The following is a 19,873-nucleotide window of genomic DNA, read 5'->3' as shown; positions in this document are numbered from 1 at the left end:
TGCTAGACAGCGGCAGCGCCCCCGACGATTTCTGAAATTTCTTTCGTGATGGCAGCCTGGCGGGTCTTGTTGTAGACCAGCTCGAGATCGCCGATGATCTTCTTGGCGTTGTCCGAGGCCGCCTTCATGGCGACCATGCGGGCCGATTGCTCGGACGCCATGTTTTCAGCCACGGCCTGATACACCAGGCCCTCGACGTACCGGAGCAACAGGTCGTCGATGACGGATTTTGCATCGGGCTCGTAGATGTAGTCCCAGCCGTATTGCGACTTGACCTGGGCGTCTTCTTGAGCCTTGTCTGCTTCGGCGGACTGGAAGGGATCGCTCAGGCCGCTGGGCAGAGGCAGCAGCCGGATGAAACTGGGATCCTGCTTCATGGTATTGACGAAGCGGTTGGTGGCCAGGTACACGGCGTCGATCTTGCCGTCGACGAAGTCGTCGAGCTGCACCTTGATGGCGCCGATAAGCCGCTCGAGGTTGGGCGTATCGCCCAGCTGCACTTCGTGCGACACCAGGTCTGCGCCGATGCGGGTAAGAAAGCCCAGGCCCTTGTTGCCCAGCGCCGTGGCCTGCACCTTGATGCCCTTCTGCTCGAACTCTTTCAGGCGGGACAGAGCCAGACGGGTGATATTGGTGTTCAGGCCGCCGCACAGGCCCTTGTCGGTGGTAACCAGCACGACGCCGACCGCTTTGACATCTTTGCGTTCAACCATGTACGCGTGATGGTAGTCGGGATGCGCCTGCATCAGGTGTGCAGCGATTTCGCGCACCTTGGTTGCATAGGGACGGCCGGCCCGCATCCTGTCTTGCGCCTTGCGCATCTTGGATGCAGCCACCATCTCCATGGCTTTGGTGATCTTCCGCGTGTTTTGCACGCTTTTGATCTTGGTTCGAATTTCCTTAATTCCGGCCATCGCACTTCCTGTCAGGGCGTTGTCGCGGGCTGGCATGAAAACCGGCCCGCATTACGTTTGGACTACCGGGGCACGGGCCCGGGGAGTCCTCGCCAATCACTTAAAAAGCACCGTGCTTCTTGAAATCTTCAATGGCAGCGGCGAGCTCGGCCTCGTCTTCCTTGGACAGTTCCTTCTTGTCTTCGATACGCTGCACCAGGGCTTCGTTCTTGGATTTGAGGGAATCTTTCAGCGCCTTCTCGAAGGGCAGGATCTGGTCGACTTCGAGGTCGTCGAGATAGCCCTTGGTAACGCTGAACAGCGAGACGGCCAGTTCCCAGACCTGCAGCGGCTGGTACTGGGGCTGCTTGAGCAGCTCGACCACGCGCTTGCCGCGCTCGAGCTGGCGCCGCGTGGCGTCGTCGAGGTCGGAGGCAAACTGCGCGAAGGCGGCCAGTTCGCGATACTGGGCCAGGTCGGTACGAATACCGCCGGACAGCTTCTTGATGACCTTGGTCTGGGCCGAGCCCCCCACACGCGACACCGAGATACCGGCGTTGATGGCGGGACGCACACCAGCGTTGAACAGATCGCTTTCCAGGAAGATCTGGCCGTCGGTAATGGAGATGACGTTGGTCGGAACGAAGGCGGACACGTCGCCGGCCTGGGTTTCGATGATGGGCAGCGCGGTCAGCGAGCCCGTCTTGCCTTTGACTGCGCCCTTGGTGAACTGCTCGACGTAGTCGGCGTTGACGCGGGCCGCGCGCTCGAGCAGGCGGGAGTGCAGGTAGAAGACGTCGCCGGGGTAGGCTTCGCGGCCGGGAGGACGGCGCAGCAGCAGCGACACCTGGCGATAGGCCCAGGCCTGCTTGGTCAGGTCGTCATACACGATGAGGGCGTCTTCGCCGCGATCGCGGAAGTACTCGCCCATGGTGCAGCCCGAGTAAGCGGCCAGGTATTGCATGGCGGCCGAATCGGAAGCGGCTGCCGCCACGACGATGGTGTATTCCATGGCGCCGTGCTCTTCGAGCTTGCGCACCACGTTGTTGATGGTGGACGCCTTCTGGCCGATGGCCACGTACACGCAAGTGACGTTCTTGCCTTTCTGGCTGATGATGGTGTCGATCGCGACGGCGGTTTTACCGGTTTGGCGGTCGCCGATGATGAGCTCGCGCTGGCCGCGGCCGATAGGCACCATCGAGTCGATGGCCTTGGTGCCGGTTTGCAGCGGCTGGTCGACCGACTGGCGGGCGATCACGCCGGGCGCAACCTTTTCGATGATGTCGGTTTCTTTGGCGTTGATCGGGCCCTTGCCGTCGATGGGCGCGCCCAGGGCGTCGACCACGCGGCCGCGCAGTTCGGGACCCACGGGCACTTCGAGAATGCGGCCGGTGGTCTTGACCGTGTCGCCTTCGGAAACGCCGGTGTAGTCGCCCAAAATAACGGCGCCGACGGAATCACGCTCGAGGTTGAGCGCAAGACCATATACATTGTTGGGGAACTCGAGCATTTCGCCCTGCATCACGTCGGACAGCCCGTGGATGCGGGTAATTCCGTCGGTCACGGAAACGACCGTGCCTTGCGTACGTACGTCGGTGGACGCGCCCAAGCCTTCGATGCGGCTTTTGAGCAGCTCGCTGATCTCTGACGGGTTAAGTTGCATGTTCAGACTCCTGGAATCCTGTTGACCGGCTCGCCCTAGGCGGCCAGCGTATCGCGCATGCGGACCAACTGGGCCCGCACAGAAGTATCGAGTACTTGGTCGCCAACCACCACACGCACGCCGCCGATGAGATCGGCGTCGACCGTGACGGCCGGCTTGAGTTTGAGGCCGAATTTCTTTTCGAGAGCAGCGACCAGGTCTTGCACTTGAGCGTCGGACAGCGCGAAGGCGCTGGTGATCTCGGCCAGCGCGGTACCTTCGAGTTGGTTCTTCAGCAGGTCGAACTGCTCGGCGATTTCGGGCAGGACCAGCACACGGTCGTTGCCGACCAGCAATTCGATGAAGTTGCGAGCCGTTGCCGAAACGGGCGATTTGACCAGACCTGTAAACAGCTCGACGCGCTGGGCGTCGTTCAGGCGCGGGTCGGTAAGTGCTTCTCGTACGTCTTCGAGCTTTGCCAGCGAGGCGAACTCGTTGAGCAGCCCCGACCAGGACTCCAGATTGGCGCCTTCGTTCCGGGCCGCCTGGAATAGCGCTTCGGCGTAGGGTCTTGCGATAGTCGATAGTTCAGCCATTGCCTGCCCTGATGATTACAATTGTGCCTTGAGCTGGTCCAGCAGCTCGGCGTGTGCCTGTGCATCGACCTCGCGCTGGAGGATCTGCTCTGCACCCTTGACCGCCAGAACCGCCACGTCGGCGCGCAGGCCGTCGCGGGCACGCTGGACCTCTTGGGCGGCGTCCTGCTTGGCTTGCGCGAGGATGCGCGCTTTCTCGGCTTCGGCCTCGCGGCGGGCCTCGTCGATGATGCCGGCCGCCTGCTTCTCAGCCTCGAGCATGCGAGAATGATTTTCAGTCTTGGCCGCAGCTTCGATCACATTGATGCGCGCTTGCGCCTGGGCGAGGTCGGCCTTGCCCTTTTCGGCGGCCGCAAGGCCGTCGGCGATCTTCTGACGGCGATCGTCCATTGCCTTCGTAAGGGGCGGCCATACGAATTTCATCGTAAACCAGCCCAACACGAAAAACACGATCATCTGAAAAAAGAGAGTCGCGTTTAAATTCACGGTCGTTTCCCTTTAATACCACTTGTGCCAGACAGCCCCGCTGCATGACACCATGTCCAAGCCGCCGGCAGCGCCTCGTATGCGAAGCGCGCCAAGCGGCTGCTTACCCGCATTGATGCGGGCTTGGTCGCTTTAGCCGACGAACGGGTTGGCGAAGGCGAACAGCATGGCGATACCAACACCGATCAGGAACGCAGCGTCGATCAGGCCGGCCAGCAGGAACATCTTGGTTTGCAGGGCGTTCATCAGCTCGGGCTGACGGGCCGAGGCTTCGAGGTACTTGCCACCCATCAAAGCAATACCGATACTGGCGCCGAATGCACCCAGTCCAACAATAAGACCGCAAGCCAGAGCAACGAGAGCAACGTTGGTCATAACAACTCCTTGGTTAAAAACCTGGTAATCAAAAAGTCAAAAAAGAAAACTTCTTTGCAAGAACACCTTGCGCCCCGGCCGAGACGAATGCCACCCCGGACCGGAATTCGATCAATGGTCTTCGTGAGCCAACCCTACGTAGACGAGGGACAGCATCATGAAGATATAGGCCTGGAGCAGGACGATGAGGATGTGGAAAATCGCCCACACCGACCCTGCGAGAACATGACCGATACCCAAGCCGATGCTTGCACCATTAAATCCGGCCCATGCACCGCCCAGCAGGGCGATAAGCATGAATAGCAATTCGCCGGCAAACATGTTGCCGAACAACCGCATTCCCAGCGACACCGTTTTGGCGGCGTACTCCATGAGGTTCAAAAGCAGATTGAAGGGAACCAGTAGCAGACCGACGACGCCATGCCCGTGGAAAGGCGCGGTGAACAGGCCCTTGACGAAGCCGCCGCCGCCTTTGATCTTGATGCCGTACCAAAGGGTAAGCACCAGCACGCCCAGCGACATGCCCATGGGCACGTTCAGGTCGGCCGTCGGAAGAATGCGGTGATAATAAAGAGGATCGTGATGCTCGACCGCCAGGCCCAGCTTGATGAAGACCCAGCCCAGCAGGTCGACCGGGATCAGGTCGAGGGTATTCATGAGAATGACCCACAGGAATACGGTAAGGGCCAGCGGCGCCACGAAGCGGCGCGAGGTCTCGTTGGGGATGATGGACTTGGCTTCGTCGGCCACCATGCCGACCAGCATCTCGACCCCCATCTGGAAGCGCCCGGGCACTCCCGCCGTGGCCGACCTGGCCGCGCGCCACAGCACGAAGATGACGATGGCGCCCATCAGGATGGACCAGAAAAGCGAGTCGTAGTTGATGACGCTGAAATCAGCGATGGCGGTCTGCTTTTCACCCAGACTGTTCAAGTGAACCAGGTGATGCTGAATGTAATCAGACTGTGGCGACGACGCGTTGCTAGCAGCAGCCATTGGTACCCTACCCTGTAAACTTATGACAAGGACGCGCCATTCGCCAGAACGCCACGCCCGAAAACTTTATACCCATCAAGCTATGGCAAGCGGCGAAACGCCAGCAACAGCACATAACCCTTCAACACGCAGACCAACCCGAACAACAGGGCAGGCCACACCAGCCAGCCTTGGCCCAAATAGGCGGCCAAGGCCAAAAGCAATACTGCGGAACCCAGCTTGACGAGTTCACCCATGAAAAAAGTGAACGGACTGGCTTGCCGGGAGCTTAATAACCCCATGAGCAGCCGCATCGCGAAAAGCGCATTGGGTATGAAATAGGCACCCGCCCCGATAAGCGCCGACGCCCCTGCTTCTACCCCCGCCACAAGCCAGGAAATAACGCCTGCCGCCAAACCCATAGCAGCCTGGGCCGCCAGGGCGCGAAGCAAGCCTCGTCCCGCCTTGTACCTGAGCCGCTCGCGGTCGGCATCGCTAAGCACGATGGCTGCATCGGGGCCCGGACGACCCGCGCCGGATTCTTGCGCGCCGCCACTGTTTTGCATGCTTTCCCCGCGTATTCGCTTGTGGGCAGGAATACCGCCCGCCGCTTTCGCCGCTGCGTACCAACCCGCTTAAAGCAACTTTTTTCAAGCCCGCTTTCGCCTGCCAAAGCCCTGCCGCTACAAGGGCAGCGCCCCGCCACCGTAAGGCAGCCATAAGGCCACCACTAGGCAAAAAGGCTTTGAATCAGCATCGCTAAAGCGTGTTGCGTCAAACTCGTAGAGTATAACTTTATTTTTTGGCAGTAAGCAAATTGTCAGCTTGTAAAACAACAGTTTCCAGGCGCCGCGGGGGCGACGGCGCACGGGTTCTCAAGAATCGGCGAAGAGCGGCCGCGACCTGGGCGCGCAGCCATCTTCGCGGGCCCTTGCCGATCAGCGATGCTTGAAGTCGGGTTCGCGCTTTTCGATGAAGGCGGCCATGCCTTCTTTCTGGTCTTCAGTGGAGAATAGCGCATGGAAGTTGCGGCGCTCGGCCAGCATGCCTTCGTTCAGCGGCATTTCGTAGGCCCTGTTGATGCACTCTTTGGCCATCATGACCGAAATCAGCGATTTGGAGGCAATGACGCGTGCGGCTTCCAGTGCCTCGTCGAGCAGTTTTTCGGCCGGCACCACGCGCGCCACCAGGCCCGCGCGCTCTGCCTCGTCGGCCTTGATCATGCGCGCGGTCAGCACCATGTCCATGGCCTTGGCCTTGCCCACCGCGCGGGGCAGGCGCTGCGTGCCGCCAAAGCCCGGGATGATGCCCAGATTGATTTCGGGCTGGCCAAAACGCGCGTTGTCGGCGGCGATGATGAAGTCGCATTGCATGGCGAGCTCGCAGCCGCCGCCCAGCGCATAGCCCGACACCGCGGCGATGATGGGCTTGCGGATGCGGCGCAGCGATTCCCAGTTGTGGCCCAGGTAATCCTGGCTGTACACATCGGCGTACGACCAATCTTTCATGGCGGCGATGTCGGCGCCCGCCGCGAAGGCCTTTTCATTGCCGGTAATCACGATGGCGCCGATGCCGTCGTCGGCGTCGAAGGCCCGCAGGGCTTCGGCCAGCTCGTCGACCACCTGGTTGTTCAACGCATTCAATACCTTGGGACGGTTCAAGGTAAGCAGCCCTACCCTGCCACGGGTCTCGATCTTTACCAACGCTTCGGTCATGCCCTTTTCCTCTTGCACAGTAATATAGGGGAATGAAAACAGAACCCATACTTTACAGCCTAACGCCCTTCGATCCCGCCGGCCACCGTTTTCGCGTCGAGCTGCGCATACCCCGCCCTCATGCGCGCGGCCAGCAACTGACCCTGCCCGCCTGGATTCCGGGCAGCTACCTGGTGCGCGACTTCTCGCGCCAGATCGAGACCATCAGCGCGCGCAGCGGCGGCAAGCCCGTGGCCGTGCGCAAAAGCGGCAACCACAGCTGGCAGTGCGAGCCCTGCAACGGCCCCCTGCATGTGGAATACATCGTCTATGCCTGGGATCTGTCCGTGCGCGGCGCGCACCTGGACGAAACCCACGCCTTCTTCAACGGCACCAGCGTCTTTCTTTCGCCCACCGGCCACGAGCGAGCGCCCTGCCTGCTGCACCTGTACCCGCCCGCGCACGCCCGCAACTGGAAGGTATACACCAGCCTTCCGCTGGCAAGCGGCCGCGCCGCGGCGGCCAGGCGGCATGGCTTCGGGCTGTATTCCGCACCCGACTATGACGCACTCATCGACCATCCGGTCGAGATGGGTATGCCCCAGGTCGCCCGCTTCACGGCGCACGGCGCCGAGCACGAACTGGTCTTCACCGGCGTCCTGCCCAATCTCGACATCAAGCGCATCGCCGCCGACGTCAAGAAGATCTGCGAAGCGCAGATCGCCCTGTTCGAGCCCGAGTCGCTGCGCGCGCCCTTTCTCGATTCGGCTGATCGCTATGTATTCATGACCATGGTGGTGGGCGACGGCTACGGCGGGCTCGAACATCGCGCCAGCACCGCCTTGATGGCTTCGCGCCGCGATCTGCCCACCGTGGGCCGCGCCGACGCCGGCGAAGCCTACGAGAACTTCCTGGGCCTGGTCAGCCACGAGTACTTTCATACCTGGAACGTCAAGCGCATCAAGCCGGCGGCTTTCGCGCCCTACGATCTCGCGCGCGAGAATCAGACACAGCTGCTTTGGGTGTTCGAGGGGTTCACTTCGTACTACGACGACCTGATGCTGATGCGCTCGGGCGCCATAGACCAGAAAGCCTACCTGGCCCGCCTGGCCAAGACGATCACCGCCGTGCGGCGCGGGCCGGGCCGGTACAAGCAGTCGGTGGCCGAAAGCTCCTTCGACGCCTGGACGCGCTACTACAAGCAGGACGAAAACTCGCCGAACGCACTGGTCAGCTACTACACCAAGGGTTCGCTGGTGGCTGCGGGGCTGGACATGCTCATCCGCCGCGAAACCAGAGGCGCCAAGTCGCTCGACGACGTCATGAGGCTGATGTGGCGCCGCTACGGCAGGCGCTTCTACCAGGGCCAGGGCAAGGGCGTGCCCGAAGACGCCATGGCCGGACTGGTGCTCGAAGCCACGGGCGTCGACGCCTCGGGCTTCATCCAGCGCTATGCCCACGGCCGCGACGATGTGCCGCTTGAGTCGCTGTTTGCCAGCCAGGGCATCGCGCTGAACTGGAAGGCCTCTTCCAGCATACCGACGCTCGACATCCGCACTCGCGTCAATCACGAAGAAGTGCAGGTCGCGACGGTGTATGAAGGCGGCGCCGGACATCGCGGCGGGCTTTCCGCAGGCGACACCCTGGTCGCCGTTGACGGCCTGCGCGTCAGCCGCGACGGCGGGCTGGACCGCTTGCTGTCGGCCTACCAGGCGGGGCAAACGGCAACCATCCATGTGTTCCGCAGAGATGAGCTGCGAGCCTTCGAGGTGGTTCTTGCCGAACCCGATCAGGGCGAGTGCGTGCTGTCGGTGGAATGATCGGCCCACGGCGCTGGACAAAGAACACTAGGACAAAGCCTCGATCCGGGCCTGGATCGCCTTGGCCGCCGTAACCCCATCGGCCATGGCCGTGACCACGCAAGGGTGAAAGCGCTGCGCCACTTCGCCCACCGCGTAGACGCCCTCGCAACTGGTCTGGGCCGTCGCCATGTCCGTTTCGATGAACCCCCGCCCAGAGCGCGCCAGCCCCAGGCCCTGGGCAAACCCCACGCAGGGCTCCCAGCCGTAGAACACCATGATGAGATCGTAAGCCCGGCCATTCACCGTACGCGCCCGTGGATCGACCCTGTATTCGCCCAGCATCACCTGGCTCGAGGGCAAGCGCCGCACGAACTGGCGCTGCGCCCTGATCGTGCGCGCATAAACATGGGCCTCTTCGGCCCCGTGGTCCAGGGCATACAGCGCATTCTCAAAACCGTTGTCGCCGCCCCCCAGCACCGCCACCCGCAGCCCGTTGAAATTCTGGGCCACGATATGGTCGCCCGGCCCCACCAGCACTCCCGCAAAGGGGCGCCCCCGGTCGGAGGCGGTTTCCGCATCGGCGTCCGCAAGCGTGCGGGCGCGCGTGCCGGTGGCCAGCACCAGATGGCGGCCGCGCAACGCGCCCTCGCGGGTAGTGACGGCAAAACCGCCGTTGATCGACTCGACGGCCATTACTGGCTGCGAAAGCAGCAAGGGCACCTGCGCGCGCCGCAGGCTGATCGCAAAATTCTCGGCCACCTCGGGGCCCGTATGCCCGGGCAGGGATGCGTTCCAGTCGTCGGGAAACGGGTGGGCCAGGCACAAGCCGCCCACCTGCGCACCCGCCTCGACCAGCAGCGGCGCAAAGCCCAGGCGCGCGAGCCACAGCGCGCATGACGCTCCACCAGCGCCGGCGCCGATGATGATGGCGTCGTATATCTGTTCGTCGTGCATCAGTCTATTTACCATTGAGGCCAATGTTATATCATCCAACAACGCCCTTCTTTTTGCAGCCTCGCACATCATGCCCACACGACGCATATTCTTTACCCAACTGGCCCTGGACGCCCGCATCGGCATACTTGAGCACGAGCTTCGCGCCACCCAGCCCCTGCATATCGACGCCGAACTCGACGTCGACGTAAGCCAGCCGGTGCACGACCAGAACATCCAGACCGTGCTCGACTACCGCCTGCTGCGCAACACCATCGTCGACGAATGCACGCGCGCGCACGTGAATTTGCTGGAAACCCTGATCGAGCGGGTGGCCGAGCGGCTGCTGGAAGAATTCGCCGAGGTGCGGCGGGTTAAAATCCGCATCAGCAAGCCCAGCGCATTCTCTGACTGCGCCGCGGTGGGCATCGAGCTTGAACACAGCCGATAGCCAAACGCGGCCCCACTGCCCGGCGCCCCACGCCGGCCCAAAGCCATGGACACCTTCACCCCTACCTCGCCGGCCCCGCACCGGGACGATGCCGGCGCTCATGCCGCCGACGCGGCCACCCGCACCCTGCGCGACCGTCGCCAGCGCACCCACGACAACAAGCTGACCAAGCGCCTGATGCGCGAAACCGGCCGCGCCATTGCCGACTTCAACATGATCGAAGAAGGCGACAAAGTCATGGTGTGCCTGTCGGGCGGCAAGGATTCATACAGCCTGCTCGACATCCTGCTGACGCATCAGTCGCGCGCGCCGTTCAAGTTCGACATCGTCGCGGTAAACCTCGACCAGAAGCAGCCCGGCTTTCCCGACCACGTGCTGCCCCAGTACCTGGAATCGCTGGGCGTGCCCTTTCATATCGAAACCCAGGACACTTATTCTGTGGTGACGCGCGTCATTCCGGAAGGCAAGACGATGTGCTCGCTGTGCTCGCGCATGCGCCGGGCCATTCTGTACCGCGTCGCCTCTGAATTGGGTGCCACCAAGATCGCGCTGGGCCATCACCGCGACGACATCCTGGCCACTTTCTTCCTGAACCTGTTCTACGGCGGGCGCATGAAGGCCATGCCGCCCAAGCTGATGTCGGATGACGGCAAGAACATCGTCATACGCCCGCTGGCCTATGTGGCCGAGAAAGACCTGATCGCCTACGCCAGCCTCAAGCAGTTCCCCATCATTCCCTGCAACTTGTGCGGCTCGCAAGAGAACCTCAAGCGCCAGGAAATGAACCGCATGATCGCCGAGTGGGACAAGAAGATGCCCGGCCGCTCGTGGAACGTGTTCGGGGCGCTGAATCGGGTGGTGCCCTCGCACCTGATGGACAACCGGCTGTTCGACTTTGCCGGCCTGAAGGCCACGGGCGTGGCCGACGAAGACGGCGACATGGCCTTTGATGCCGAAGACTTCGATGCCCCGATTGCGGGTTTCGAAGATGAAGACGGCGGCGGGGCCGCCCAGGATGGCGGCCTGGAAACAAAACCGGCCGCAGCAAAGCGACCGGTCGTCTTCATGACCGACCTGCGGGCGGACCGCAAGGCCTGATCGGCGGCTGCCGCGTTGCCGCAGCCCACTGGCGGCCACCGCCGGGCAACCGGCCCGGGGCCCGGCCTTCCGGCTCGGCCTGTGTGCCTGGAATGCTTGCATGAAGCGCCGGGCCGCATGCGGGCCCTGCAGCGATCAGCCCGCGGGCTGATCCATGCCTTCCCAGCGGGGGCCTTCGATGTGGATGTCGAACAGGTCCAGCACCCGCACGATGGTGTGGTCGACCATCTCTTCGATGGTGGCCGGATGATGGTAGAAGGCGGGCAGCGGCGGAAACACGATGCCGCCCATTTCGGTGACCGCCGTCATATTGCGCAAATGCGCCAGGTTGAACGGTGTTTCACGCACCATCATGACGAGGCGGCGGCGCTCTTTCAGCGTTACGTCGGCCGCGCGGGTAATGAGGTTGTCGGACAGGCCATGGGCCACGGCCGACAGGGTGCGCATCGAGCAGGGCACAACGACCATGCCCATGGTGGCAAAGCCGCCGCTGGCCAGGGCCGAGCCCACGTCGCGAAAGCTGTACACATGGTCGGCCATGTCGTACACCTGCTGGCGCACCAGACCCAGCTCGTACTTGATGTTCAGCACGCCGGGCGGCGAAACCACCAGATGCGTTTCGATGCCGCCCACGCTGCGCACCGCCTGCAACAGGCGTGTGGCATAAATGGCGCCGGTGGCGCCAGTGACGCCCACGACCAGGCGGCGCTTTGCGCTCATGCCGGGCGCTTATTCATCGCCGACCGCGCCGGCCTCTTTAAGCACATCGACCAGCTCACCGCTTTCATGCATCTCGGCGATGATGTCCGAGCCGCCCAGGAACTCGCCCTTGACGTAAAGCTGGGGGATGGTGGGCCAGTTGGCGTACTCTTTGACGCCCTGGCGCACTTCCTCGTCTTCGAGCACATTGACCGTAACCAGCTTTGTAACGCCCGAGGCCTTCAGGATCTGGATGGCGCGGCCCGAAAAGCCGCACTGGGGAAATTGCGCGGTGCCCTTCATGAAGAGCACGACGGGATGGGTGGTGACCGTCTCGCGAATGAAATCTTGGACTTCGCTCATGATGTTAAGTATCTCCAGGAAATATGCTTCATTATAGGTCGCCGCCAAAAATCCGCTTTGCCTCGACGGCCTGGGCGGCTTGCCGCCGGCAAGCTCTTCATTCGGGCCGGCGCCTCAGTTTCCCGCCCGAAATCCTTTCGATTCCGGCCAGGTCGCTCAGGCTGCGCACCTGCTCAAAGCCGGCCTCGAGCAAAAACCGGCGCACGTCGGCCGACTGGTCGTAGCCGTGCTCCATCCACAATACGCCGCCCGGCGCCAACCATTGCGGCGCCCGGGCGGCGATGTGCGCCAGGGCGTCCAGGCCGTCTGCGCCATCCGTCAATGCCGCGGCGGGCTCGAAACGCAAGTCGCCCTGGACCAGGTGCGGATCGTCGTTGCGGATATAGGGCGGATTGGAAACAATGAGGTCGAAAGGCGCCTGCCCCGCCAGGGGCTGGAACCAGTTGCCCCGCAGGAATTCGACCCGCGCGCCCAGCGCCTGCGCGTTGCCCCGCGCCACGCCAAGCGCTTCGTCGCTCAGGTCGGTGGCCACCACCTCGGCGTCGGGCCGCGCCAGCGCCACAGAGACGGCAATGGCGCCGCTGCCCGTGCCCAGGTCCAGCACCCGGGGGCGCTCATCAGCGCAGCTCGCCAGTTCGGCGAGCGCGGTTTCGACCAGAAGCTCGGTCTCGGGGCGCGGAATCAGCACGCCCGGACGGACGTTGAAACAGTGGCCCATGAATTCACGCAAGCCCACGAGATAGGCCATGGGCTCGCCTTGCAGGCGCTGTGCCTGCAAGGCTTCGAACCGGCGCACATGCGCCGCGTCGAGCGGGTCGGTGTCGTGCGCGATGAGCCATGCGCGCGGCACGCCCAGCACGTGCTGCAGCAGCATCTGCGTTTCAAGCCGCGGCAGCCGGCCATCGGCCAGCAAGCCGCGCACCGTCGCCGCGGCTTGCGCCCGGCTGCCGCCCAGGCCCGGAGGATCGCCCTTTTGCGTCTTCATGCGGCCGCCCCTTGGCGCCCGCGGCGCCCTAGGCTTCCCCCATGGCGGCCAGCTGCTCGGCCTGGTGCTCGGCGCGCAGCGCGCCGGTCAGTTCCTGCAGGTCGCCTTCCATGATGGCCTGCAGCTTGTAAAGGGTAAGGTTGATGCGGTGATCGGTAACCCGCCCCTGCGGGTAGTTGTAGGTGCGGATGCGCTCGGACCGGTCGCCCGAACCCACCAGGCTCTTGCGCTGGGCGGCCTCTTTGCTTTGCTGCTCTTGCTGCTGCTTGTCTTTCAGGCGCGCGGCCAGCACCTGCATGGCCTTGTCCTTGTTGCGATGCTGCGAACGGTCGTCCTGGCACTCTACCACCAGGCCGGTGGGCAGGTGGGTAATGCGAACCGCCGAGTCGGTCTTGTTCACGTGCTGCCCGCCCGCCCCGCTGGCGCGGAAGGTGTCGATCCGAAGGTCGGATGGGTTGATGGTGATGTCGCTTTGCTCGTCGGCTTCCGGCAGCACGGCCACCGTGCACGCCGACGTATGGATGCGGCCCTGGGTTTCCGTCTCGGGCACGCGCTGCACCCGATGCGCCCCCGACTCGAACTTCAGGTGGCCGTACACCGCATCACCGTCGATGCGGGCGATGACCTCTTTATAGCCCCCCACCTCGGATTCGCTTTCGGACATGAGCTCGACCCGCCAGCCCTGGCTTTCGGCATAGCGGCTATACATGCGCAGCAAATCGCCCGCGAACAGCGCGCTTTCGTCGCCGCCCGTGCCCGCGCGGATCTCCAGGAACACATTGCGCCCGTCGTCGGGGTCGCGCGGCAGCAGCAATATCTGCAGCTCGTCTTCAAGCACCTCGATGCGGTCCTTGCCAAGCTGGTATTCCTCTTCGGCCATGGCCTTCATCTCGGGGTCGGCCATCATCTCTTGCGCCGCCTGGACGTCGGCCTCGGTGCGAACGTATTCATTGAAGGCCTGGACGACGGGATCGATCTCGGCGCGCTCGCGCGACAGCTTGCGGAACTTGTCCATATTGCCCGCTATTTCGGGCTCGGCAAGCATGGCATCGATCTCGATCAGCCGGCGAGCAAGCTGCTCCAACCGGCTGCGCATGGAACTTTTCATAAGAGGAAGAGGTTGTGTTTTTGGAAGAAAGGAACGCGCAGACGGGCCAGGGCGGCACCGCTAACGACGGCGTTCGGCGCGGGGCAGCAGGCGCGGCAGCAGATTGAGAAGCTGCTCGCGCTCGGTGTCTTCGCTGCGGTTGAGCGCCGCCAGCGGACCGTGCATGTATTTTTGAGTAAGGCTATGGGCCAATTGCTCGAGCACCGCCTCGGGCGCCTCGCCCCGGGCGAGCAGGCGCATGGCTTTTTCAAGCTCGGCCTGCCGCACTTGGTCGGCCGCCTGGTGGATGTCGACGATGGCCGGCACGATCTGGCGGTTTTGCAGCCAGTGCATGAAGTTCTGCACCCGGGTTTCGATGATGGCTTCGGCCTGCACCACCGCCGCGCGGCGGGCATCGGTGCCGCTTTGCACCATGCGGCCCAGGTCGTCGACCGAATACAGGTATACGTCGGCCAGGCGGCCGACTTCGGTTTCGATGTCGCGCGGCACGGCCAGGTCGATCATGACCATGGGCTTGTGGCGCCGCGAGCGCGTAGCCCGTTCGACCATCCCCAACCCGAGGATGGGCAGGGAGCTGGCCGTACAGGAGACGATGACGTCGAAGTCGGCCAGCCGGTCGGGCAGGTCGGTAAGCTTCATGGTCTTGGCCGTGAAGCGCGAGGCGAGGACATCGGCCCGTTCTATAGTGCGATTGGCCACCACCATGGTGCGCGGCTTGAGCGCCGCAAAGTGCGTGGCGCAGAGTTCGATCATCTCGCCCGCGCCCACGAACAGCACATTGGTTTGGGTCATGTCGCCGAACACGCGCTCGGCCAGCCGCACCGCCGCCGCCGCCATGGACACCGAATGCGCGCCAATCGCGGTTTGCGAGCGGACCTCTTTGGCCACCGAGAACGTGCGCTGGAACAATTGGTGCAGCAAGGTGCCCAGGGCGCCGGCTTCGTTCGCGGCGCGCACGGCGTCTTTCATCTGGCCCAATATCTGCGGCTCGCCGAGCACCATGGAATCGAGCCCGCTGGCCACGCGGAAGGCATGGCGCACCGCCTCGTTCTGCTGGTAGCGATACAGGTGGGGCTGCAGGCTGCCCGATTCGACACGATTGAAATCGGCCAGCCAGGCCGGGATCTTGTCGGACACATGCGGCTCGGCCGCACAATAGATCTCGGTGCGGTTACAGGTGGACAAAATGGCCGCCTCGCGCACCGAGGAACCAAACGCCGATTTCAAGCCATCGAGCGCCGGCCGCAGGACGTCGAGCGGCATGGACACGCGCTCGCGCACCGAAACCGGCGCGGAGACGTGGTTCAAGCCGAAGGTAAGAACGTCTACGGACATAAATTGGAGGCAATTGGGGGCGGGCGGCACATAGTTGGCCCAACAGAACACGATTATAACCCCAGGATGTCTACGGGAAAACCCTAGATTTTTGCAGGCATCCCTATTCTTCCTGCCGCCTTTCCCGCAGCCTGAAACGCCTCGGAGGGGAAGGATGACAAACAGCAACGATTAAGCGCTTCCCTCTTTTCCCAGGGGCTGCCCGGTTCCAAGCGGGCTAACAAAAATTCGTGTATCATTTCGCCTTTCTTGGCCTGGTAGCTCAGTCGGTAGAGCAGCGGATTGAAAATCCGCGTGTCGGTGGTTCGATTCCGCCCCAGGCCACCAGAGTTTATAGAAAGCCCTTGATTCCTTGCGAATCAAGGGCTTTTGCTTTTGCGGGAAATCCGGCACAGTCGACTCTGCAGAACCCCATCTCTGGAACTAAGCTGCATTTCGATAAGTCTATTGGCCCGCCATTCAGAAGCACATCCGTGAGCCAGACGTCGGAAAGGGGCTCAAAGCGTCACGCCAGATGCACGCGGTTGCGCCCGACCGCCTTTGCCCGGTAAAGCGCAGCGTCTGCCCTAGCCAGCGCGCCGCGAAGGTCGTCTCCATGCGCAGGATAACAAGCGACGCCCAGAGAAATGGTCACATTTCCGATGATGTCAAAGCGAGTCTGCTCTATGGTGGATCGCAGTCGTTCCGCAAAATGCCTTGCCGACTCGAGTCCCGTGTCAGGCAGTAAGGCGACGAATTCATCACCGCCCATGCGTGCTACCACGTCTTCACTCCGTACTTCAGCCATAATCAAGACGGTAATGGCCTTCAGAACCTGATCGCCAACGGCATGGCCAAATTTGTCATTGACCGCTTTGAAGTGATCGACGTCTATCATCACCACGGCCACATTCCGCGCCGTCTCCATCAGTTCCTCGATGGCCGTTTCCAGCCCTCTGCGGTTGACGACGCCGGTCAGCGGATCCGTCGTTCCTTCACGGTGGAGTTTGCGCATCCGGTTGCCGATCGCCGAAAAACTCTGCATCAGGCCTTCTCGAATCATGGCCGCTTCGAGGTACCAGCCTTTGATAAAGCGGATGCGCGAGAAGTTGGCGCGATTGTCCAAATTAGCCGCAACATCGGCCAACTGGCGCAAAGGATTCGCAATGAGTCGCGACAGCCACCCGATGGCCAGCAAGCTGATGATGAATATGGGCAATGAATAATAAAAAGTCCGCCAAAACAGTTCATCAATGTTGGATAAGGCCAGCTTGACCGGCCGCTGGGCGACAACGCCCCAGTCCGCGAACGGTATCGGCGCGTAGCTGATAAGCTGGCCATCGGACTCGACGCCGCTCATGTATTGAGTTCCCCTTCCGCCAGGCGGCACTGCCGGCGCGGATTCCATGTCTTCCGATCGGGAACCGATGAGACCTTGTGTCGGGTGATAGACGATCCTTCTCTCTGCATCCACGATGTAGAAGTAGGCCCCCTCCTGATAGTGCAACTTGGTCAGAGCGCTTTGCAATGCACTGCCGCTTTGCAAGAGCACCGTGCCGCCTACAAACCCTGCATAGCCGCCATCGGATGAAAAAACCGGATGCGCGACGATACTCATCCAGCGGTCGCCCGGCCCTTTGAAAGCCCCGCTGATCGCCGTGGCTTCTTTCGCGTTGAGCAGCTCTCTCGCTTGCGGCGCCTCTAGAAAGGCGTTCAAGAAAGCGCTTCTGGGTTTGGCGGCGATGATCTTGCCCGATATGTCGACGGCAATGATTGCGTCGAAGGCATCGGTAATGCTGGCAAGCTGGTCGAACTCATTTTGTATGGCGGCAGGATCGAGCCGAGTTTCAGTAATGTCCAACGCGGCGGCCTGCAGTGCCTGGGCGGATGATTCAAAGAAGGAATTCGTCGCGTGCGCAAGCTTCTCGGCATAGGCGCGGTTCGTGTCGAAGCTATGCCTGAGCAGCAGGCCATGCTGCACCTTGTATGCGGCATGAAGGCTGTTGGCCAGGGCCAGAAACACGAAGAACAGACACAAGCACAGGATGAGACATCGTAGGTCGATGCGGAAAAACGACTTGGACGCCTCCGTCGGATTGATGTTGGCCATTGATAAGGGAAGTCAGTTCGGCAATGGTCGCCATTCTAGCAATTGCCCGGGCTTGCCTTCCGAATGTTCGGTCAACACTTCTTCACCCGTTCTACGATTGCGCCCAGCCGCCAGGAATCCAGCCGCAACAGGCCGGAGCGCCGCCTACCAGTCGGGCGGATACTGCACAACATCAATGGACTTGATTGGAAACAACTTGCTATATACTAAGACTATATACATAGTCATTCTGAAGGAGCAGTTAGATGTCTGTTGGCACCGTCTTTATCAATAACCGCACACAGGCTGTTCGGCTTCCCTTGGACGTGCGTCTGCCCGAAGGCGTGCATAAAGTGAGTATTCGAGTAAGGGGGAATGAGCGCATCATCGCGCCAGTTGGCGAAACCTGGAACAGCTTTTTTCGGGACGGCCCTGCCGTCAGTGACGATTTCATGCCCGAGCGCGCCAGCCAAGATCAGCCGGAACGCGAGTCGCTCTGATGTTGCGTTACTTGCTTGATACCAACATCGTCATCTATGTCTTGAAACGTCGCCCTATCGAAGCGCTTGCCCACTTCAATGCCAACGCCAGCCGCATGGCGATCTCGTCCATCACCTTGGCCGAGCTTTTGCACGGCGCTGAGAAAAGTAGCCGCGTCAGCGAGAATCTGTCCGTCATTGAGGACTTTTGCAGTCGTCTGGACGTGTTGCCCTATGGAGCCAAGGCGGCCCAGCACTACGGGTCCATCCGCGCCGCCCTTGAAAAACAGGGCCAACACATCGGGGTGAACGACCTGCATATTGCCGGGCACGCTCGCAGTGAAGGCCTCGTACTGGTTACAAACAATGTGTCAGAGTTCGAGCGAGTGCCAGCGCTCGAAGTGGAGAATTGGATTAGTGTCTAAAACCCTCTTACCTGAATATACGTATGAGACTTCAAAGATGTCGAAGCGATCCGGTATCGTGATTCTTGTTCGCCGTGATTGAGCTTCGTCAAACTCCCGACGCTTCCCTGCCTGTATACTTTCATTCATATAGCTAAGCGCATTGGTATGTGCTTTAAATGTATTTTGCGGCCAGGATCTGCCCTGCGCAGGGTTTGAATCCACTTCGCCGCACCCCAACCCGACTACAAGAGGTCATCATGAGCGTGATAGACACCGTTCCCTCTCCCGTGCGCCTGTCGGCCGTGGCCGCGCCCGGCCAGCCCGAGCCCACGCCCGCGCTGGAAAAACTCTACCGCGGCTTCGAAGAAGAGCTGCTGGTGCCGCTTTGGACCGAGATCGGCGGCCTGATGCCGCTTGCGCCGAACAGCAAGGCCAGCCCCCACCTGTGGCGCTGGGACCGGCTGCTTGAACTGGCCGACGAGGCCGGGCGCATCGTGCCCGTGGGCCGCGGCGGCGAGCGCCGCGCCATCGCCCTGGCCAACCCCTCGTTGGGCGGGCGTCCCTATGCCACGCCCACGCTGTGGGCCGCCATCCAGTACCTGATGCCCGGCGAAGACGCCCCCGAGCACCGCCACACCCAGCACGCCTTCCGCTTCGTCGTCGAGGGCGAAGGCGTGTGGACTGTCGTCAACGGCGATGAGGTCCGCATGTCGCGCGGCGACTTCCTGCCCCAGGGCGGCTGGAACTGGCACGCCCATCACAACGCCGCCAGCAAACCCATGGCCTGGATCGACGGGCTCGACATTCCCTTCGCCTACTACACCGAATCGCAGTTCTTCGAGTTCGGCCGCGACGAACTGAGCCAGGCCGAGCGCGTCGCGCCGGAGTTCTCACGCTCGGAGCGGCTGTGGGGCCACCCGGGCCTGCGGCCGGTCTCGCAGTTGGAATCCACGCCCTCTTCGCCCCTGCTGGCCTACCGCTGGGTGGACACCGACCGCGCGCTCACCGAGCAGCTGGCCCTGGAAGACGAAGGCCATGCCGCCACGCTCAGCCCGGGCCATGCGGCCGTGCGCTACACCAACCCAACCAACGGCCGCGACGTGCTGCCCACCATCCGCACCGAGATGCACCGCGTCCGCGGCGGCGCCAGCACGCTGGCGCGGCGCGAGGTCGGCTCGTCGGTGTTCCAGGTGTTCGACGGCGAGGGCTGTGTAACGGTGGGCGAACGCTCGTGGCAGGTGCGCCGCGGCGACATGTTCGTCGTGCCGTCGTGGGTCAGCTTCCAGGCCAAGGCCGATGCCGGCCAGGCCTCGCTCGACCTGTTCCGCTTCAGCGACACGCCCATCTTCGAGGCCCTGCACCAGCAGCGCAGCGAAGTCGTCCAGCAGGCCTGAGCCCGCGCAAAGCAGGGCGCCTTGTGCCCTGCCGGTTTGCCCTATGCCCGTTCGCGAAAACGAACGGGCATTTTTCATGAGTGCAGTACC

The 19,873-nt window shown here is 62.4% G+C and carries 21 protein-coding genes and 1 tRNA gene; 7 read left to right on the top strand and 15 right to left on the bottom strand.

The window, feature by feature from the left end; translation table 11 throughout:
* Positions 1–2: 2 nt before the first annotated feature.
* The 8 genes from atpG to C7440_RS02225 all read right to left on the bottom strand — a co-directional run bounded on the left by atpG (position 3) and on the right by C7440_RS02225 (position 6,682).
* Positions 3–914 (bottom strand): F0F1 ATP synthase subunit gamma, encoded by a 912-nt coding sequence (gene atpG, locus C7440_RS02260; RefSeq protein ID WP_116517317.1) that lies wholly within the window; start codon positions 912–914, stop codon positions 3–5.
* 100 nt (positions 915–1,014) lie between these two features.
* A complete protein-coding gene (gene atpA / locus C7440_RS02255; protein WP_116517316.1) occupies positions 1,015–2,556 on the bottom strand; it encodes a F0F1 ATP synthase subunit alpha in 1,542 nt (513 codons plus the stop codon).
* A gap of 35 nt (positions 2,557–2,591) precedes the next feature.
* Positions 2,592–3,131, bottom strand: coding sequence for a F0F1 ATP synthase subunit delta (locus C7440_RS02250; RefSeq protein WP_017523628.1), 540 nt, complete (start codon positions 3,129–3,131; stop codon positions 2,592–2,594).
* Between the two features lie 15 nt (positions 3,132–3,146).
* Positions 3,147–3,617 (bottom strand): F0F1 ATP synthase subunit B, encoded by a 471-nt coding sequence (locus tag C7440_RS02245; RefSeq protein ID WP_116517315.1) that lies wholly within the window; start codon positions 3,615–3,617, stop codon positions 3,147–3,149.
* Positions 3,618–3,749: 132 nt separating this feature from the next.
* Positions 3,750–3,992, bottom strand: a complete 243-nt coding sequence (gene atpE / locus C7440_RS02240; protein WP_017523626.1) for a F0F1 ATP synthase subunit C — start codon at positions 3,990–3,992, stop codon at positions 3,750–3,752.
* A 111-nt stretch (positions 3,993–4,103) separates the two neighbouring features.
* Positions 4,104–4,988, bottom strand: coding sequence for a F0F1 ATP synthase subunit A (atpB, locus tag C7440_RS02235; RefSeq protein WP_116517314.1), 885 nt, complete (start codon positions 4,986–4,988; stop codon positions 4,104–4,106).
* A gap of 80 nt (positions 4,989–5,068) precedes the next feature.
* Complete coding sequence (locus C7440_RS02230) at positions 5,069–5,533, bottom strand: ATP synthase subunit I (protein ID WP_116517313.1); 465 nt, start codon at positions 5,531–5,533, stop codon at positions 5,069–5,071.
* A 372-nt stretch (positions 5,534–5,905) separates the two neighbouring features.
* Positions 5,906–6,682 (bottom strand): enoyl-CoA hydratase, encoded by a 777-nt coding sequence (locus C7440_RS02225; RefSeq protein WP_116517312.1) that lies wholly within the window; start codon positions 6,680–6,682, stop codon positions 5,906–5,908.
* Positions 6,683–6,714: 32 nt separating this feature from the next.
* Between C7440_RS02225 and C7440_RS02220 the strand changes: the two genes are divergently transcribed.
* Positions 6,715–8,481: a M61 family metallopeptidase gene (locus C7440_RS02220; protein ID WP_116517311.1), complete on the top strand. Its 1,767-nt coding sequence runs from the start codon at positions 6,715–6,717 to the stop codon at positions 8,479–8,481.
* Positions 8,482–8,508: 27 nt separating this feature from the next.
* On the opposite strand, the gene C7440_RS02215 is transcribed toward C7440_RS02220, so the two are convergent.
* Positions 8,509–9,432, bottom strand: a complete 924-nt coding sequence (locus C7440_RS02215; protein WP_243410810.1) for an NAD(P)/FAD-dependent oxidoreductase — start codon at positions 9,430–9,432, stop codon at positions 8,509–8,511.
* 55 nt (positions 9,433–9,487) lie between these two features.
* On the opposite strand from C7440_RS02215, the gene folB reads away from it, so the two are divergent.
* Both folB and ttcA read left to right on the top strand, forming a co-directional pair.
* A complete protein-coding gene (folB, locus tag C7440_RS02210; protein ID WP_116517950.1) occupies positions 9,488–9,847 on the top strand; it encodes a dihydroneopterin aldolase in 360 nt (119 codons plus the stop codon).
* Positions 9,848–9,892: 45 nt separating this feature from the next.
* The gene (gene ttcA, locus C7440_RS02205) at positions 9,893–10,945 is read left to right on the top strand and encodes a tRNA 2-thiocytidine(32) synthetase TtcA (RefSeq protein ID WP_243410809.1); all 1,053 of its coding nucleotides are present in this window, start codon (positions 9,893–9,895) and stop codon (positions 10,943–10,945) included.
* 135 nt (positions 10,946–11,080) lie between these two features.
* Here the strand turns inward: ttcA and C7440_RS02200 are convergent, their stop codons facing one another.
* The 5 genes from C7440_RS02200 to hemA form a co-directional block, all read right to left on the bottom strand.
* Positions 11,081–11,665, bottom strand: a complete 585-nt coding sequence (locus C7440_RS02200) for a UbiX family flavin prenyltransferase (RefSeq protein ID WP_017523618.1) — start codon at positions 11,663–11,665, stop codon at positions 11,081–11,083.
* Between the two features lie 9 nt (positions 11,666–11,674).
* On the bottom strand, positions 11,675–12,007 hold the full coding sequence (grxD, locus tag C7440_RS02195; protein ID WP_026067775.1) for a Grx4 family monothiol glutaredoxin: 333 nt from the start codon (positions 12,005–12,007) through the stop codon (positions 11,675–11,677).
* A 97-nt stretch (positions 12,008–12,104) separates the two neighbouring features.
* On the bottom strand, positions 12,105–12,992 hold the full coding sequence (prmC, locus tag C7440_RS02190; protein WP_116517308.1) for a peptide chain release factor N(5)-glutamine methyltransferase: 888 nt from the start codon (positions 12,990–12,992) through the stop codon (positions 12,105–12,107).
* Positions 12,993–13,020: 28 nt separating this feature from the next.
* Complete coding sequence (prfA, locus tag C7440_RS02185) at positions 13,021–14,100, bottom strand: peptide chain release factor 1 (protein WP_026067773.1); 1,080 nt, start codon at positions 14,098–14,100, stop codon at positions 13,021–13,023.
* A gap of 60 nt (positions 14,101–14,160) precedes the next feature.
* Positions 14,161–15,435 (bottom strand): glutamyl-tRNA reductase, encoded by a 1,275-nt coding sequence (gene hemA, locus C7440_RS02180; RefSeq protein WP_116517307.1) that lies wholly within the window; start codon positions 15,433–15,435, stop codon positions 14,161–14,163.
* Between the two features lie 251 nt (positions 15,436–15,686).
* On the opposite strand from hemA, the gene C7440_RS02175 reads away from it, so the two are divergent.
* A tRNA-Phe gene (locus C7440_RS02175) sits at positions 15,687–15,762 on the top strand.
* A 178-nt stretch (positions 15,763–15,940) separates the two neighbouring features.
* Here C7440_RS02175 and C7440_RS02170 read toward each other — a convergent pair.
* Entirely contained in the window at positions 15,941–17,524 is a 1,584-nt protein-coding gene (locus C7440_RS02170; RefSeq protein ID WP_116517306.1) for a sensor domain-containing diguanylate cyclase, read from the bottom strand.
* Positions 17,525–17,769: 245 nt separating this feature from the next.
* Between C7440_RS02170 and vapB the strand changes: the two genes are divergently transcribed.
* The 3 genes from vapB (at position 17,770) to C7440_RS02155 (ending at position 19,783) form a co-directional block, all read left to right on the top strand.
* On the top strand, positions 17,770–18,003 hold the full coding sequence (gene vapB / locus C7440_RS02165; RefSeq protein WP_116517305.1) for a type II toxin-antitoxin system VapB family antitoxin: 234 nt from the start codon (positions 17,770–17,772) through the stop codon (positions 18,001–18,003).
* On the top strand, positions 18,003–18,407 hold the full coding sequence (gene vapC, locus C7440_RS02160; protein WP_116517304.1) for a type II toxin-antitoxin system tRNA(fMet)-specific endonuclease VapC: 405 nt from the start codon (positions 18,003–18,005) through the stop codon (positions 18,405–18,407). Before vapB ends, vapC begins: the two co-directional genes overlap by 1 nt.
* A 239-nt stretch (positions 18,408–18,646) precedes the next feature.
* Positions 18,647–19,783: a cupin domain-containing protein gene (locus C7440_RS02155; RefSeq protein WP_116517303.1), complete on the top strand. Its 1,137-nt coding sequence runs from the start codon at positions 18,647–18,649 to the stop codon at positions 19,781–19,783.
* Positions 19,784–19,873 lie beyond the last annotated feature (90 nt).

The organism is Pusillimonas noertemannii (assembly GCF_003096595.1).
In the GTDB taxonomy this organism is placed as follows: Bacteria; Pseudomonadota; Gammaproteobacteria; order Burkholderiales; family Burkholderiaceae_B; genus Pusillimonas; species Pusillimonas noertemannii.
The sequence above is the reverse complement of the archived record's forward strand: the minus strand, read 5'-3'. Positions and strand labels throughout refer to the sequence as shown.

What these genes read in the sequence shown, in the direction of transcription:
- atpG (WP_116517317.1), bottom strand. Translation starts at nt 914, where the DNA reads ATGGCCGGAATTAAGGAAATTCGAACCAAGATCAAAAGCGTGCAAAAC.
- atpA (WP_116517316.1), bottom strand. Translation starts at nt 2,556, where the DNA reads ATGCAACTTAACCCGTCAGAGATCAGCGAGCTGCTCAAAAGCCGCATC.
- C7440_RS02250 (WP_017523628.1), bottom strand. Translation starts at nt 3,131, where the DNA reads ATGGCTGAACTATCGACTATCGCAAGACCCTACGCCGAAGCGCTATTC.
- atpE (WP_017523626.1), bottom strand. Translation starts at nt 3,992, where the DNA reads ATGACCAACGTTGCTCTCGTTGCTCTGGCTTGCGGTCTTATTGTTGGA.
- atpB (WP_116517314.1), bottom strand. Translation starts at nt 4,988, where the DNA reads ATGGCTGCTGCTAGCAACGCGTCGTCGCCACAGTCTGATTACATTCAG.
- C7440_RS02230 (WP_116517313.1), bottom strand. Translation starts at nt 5,533, where the DNA reads ATGCAAAACAGTGGCGGCGCGCAAGAATCCGGCGCGGGTCGTCCGGGC.
- C7440_RS02225 (WP_116517312.1), bottom strand. Translation starts at nt 6,682, where the DNA reads ATGACCGAAGCGTTGGTAAAGATCGAGACCCGTGGCAGGGTAGGGCTG.
- C7440_RS02220 (WP_116517311.1), top strand. Translation starts at nt 6,715, where the DNA reads ATGAAAACAGAACCCATACTTTACAGCCTAACGCCCTTCGATCCCGCC.
- C7440_RS02215 (WP_243410810.1), bottom strand. Translation starts at nt 9,432, where the DNA reads ATGGTAAATAGACTGATGCACGACGAACAGATATACGACGCCATCATC.
- folB (WP_116517950.1), top strand. Translation starts at nt 9,488, where the DNA reads ATGCCCACACGACGCATATTCTTTACCCAACTGGCCCTGGACGCCCGC.
- ttcA (WP_243410809.1), top strand. Translation starts at nt 9,893, where the DNA reads ATGGACACCTTCACCCCTACCTCGCCGGCCCCGCACCGGGACGATGCC.
- C7440_RS02200 (WP_017523618.1), bottom strand. Translation starts at nt 11,665, where the DNA reads ATGAGCGCAAAGCGCCGCCTGGTCGTGGGCGTCACTGGCGCCACCGGC.
- grxD (WP_026067775.1), bottom strand. Translation starts at nt 12,007, where the DNA reads ATGAGCGAAGTCCAAGATTTCATTCGCGAGACGGTCACCACCCATCCC.
- prmC (WP_116517308.1), bottom strand. Translation starts at nt 12,992, where the DNA reads ATGAAGACGCAAAAGGGCGATCCTCCGGGCCTGGGCGGCAGCCGGGCG.
- prfA (WP_026067773.1), bottom strand. Translation starts at nt 14,100, where the DNA reads ATGAAAAGTTCCATGCGCAGCCGGTTGGAGCAGCTTGCTCGCCGGCTG.
- hemA (WP_116517307.1), bottom strand. Translation starts at nt 15,435, where the DNA reads ATGTCCGTAGACGTTCTTACCTTCGGCTTGAACCACGTCTCCGCGCCG.
- C7440_RS02170 (WP_116517306.1), bottom strand. Translation starts at nt 17,524, where the DNA reads ATGGCCAACATCAATCCGACGGAGGCGTCCAAGTCGTTTTTCCGCATC.
- vapB (WP_116517305.1), top strand. Translation starts at nt 17,770, where the DNA reads ATGTCTGTTGGCACCGTCTTTATCAATAACCGCACACAGGCTGTTCGG.
- vapC (WP_116517304.1), top strand. Translation starts at nt 18,003, where the DNA reads ATGTTGCGTTACTTGCTTGATACCAACATCGTCATCTATGTCTTGAAA.
- C7440_RS02155 (WP_116517303.1), top strand. Translation starts at nt 18,647, where the DNA reads ATGAGCGTGATAGACACCGTTCCCTCTCCCGTGCGCCTGTCGGCCGTG.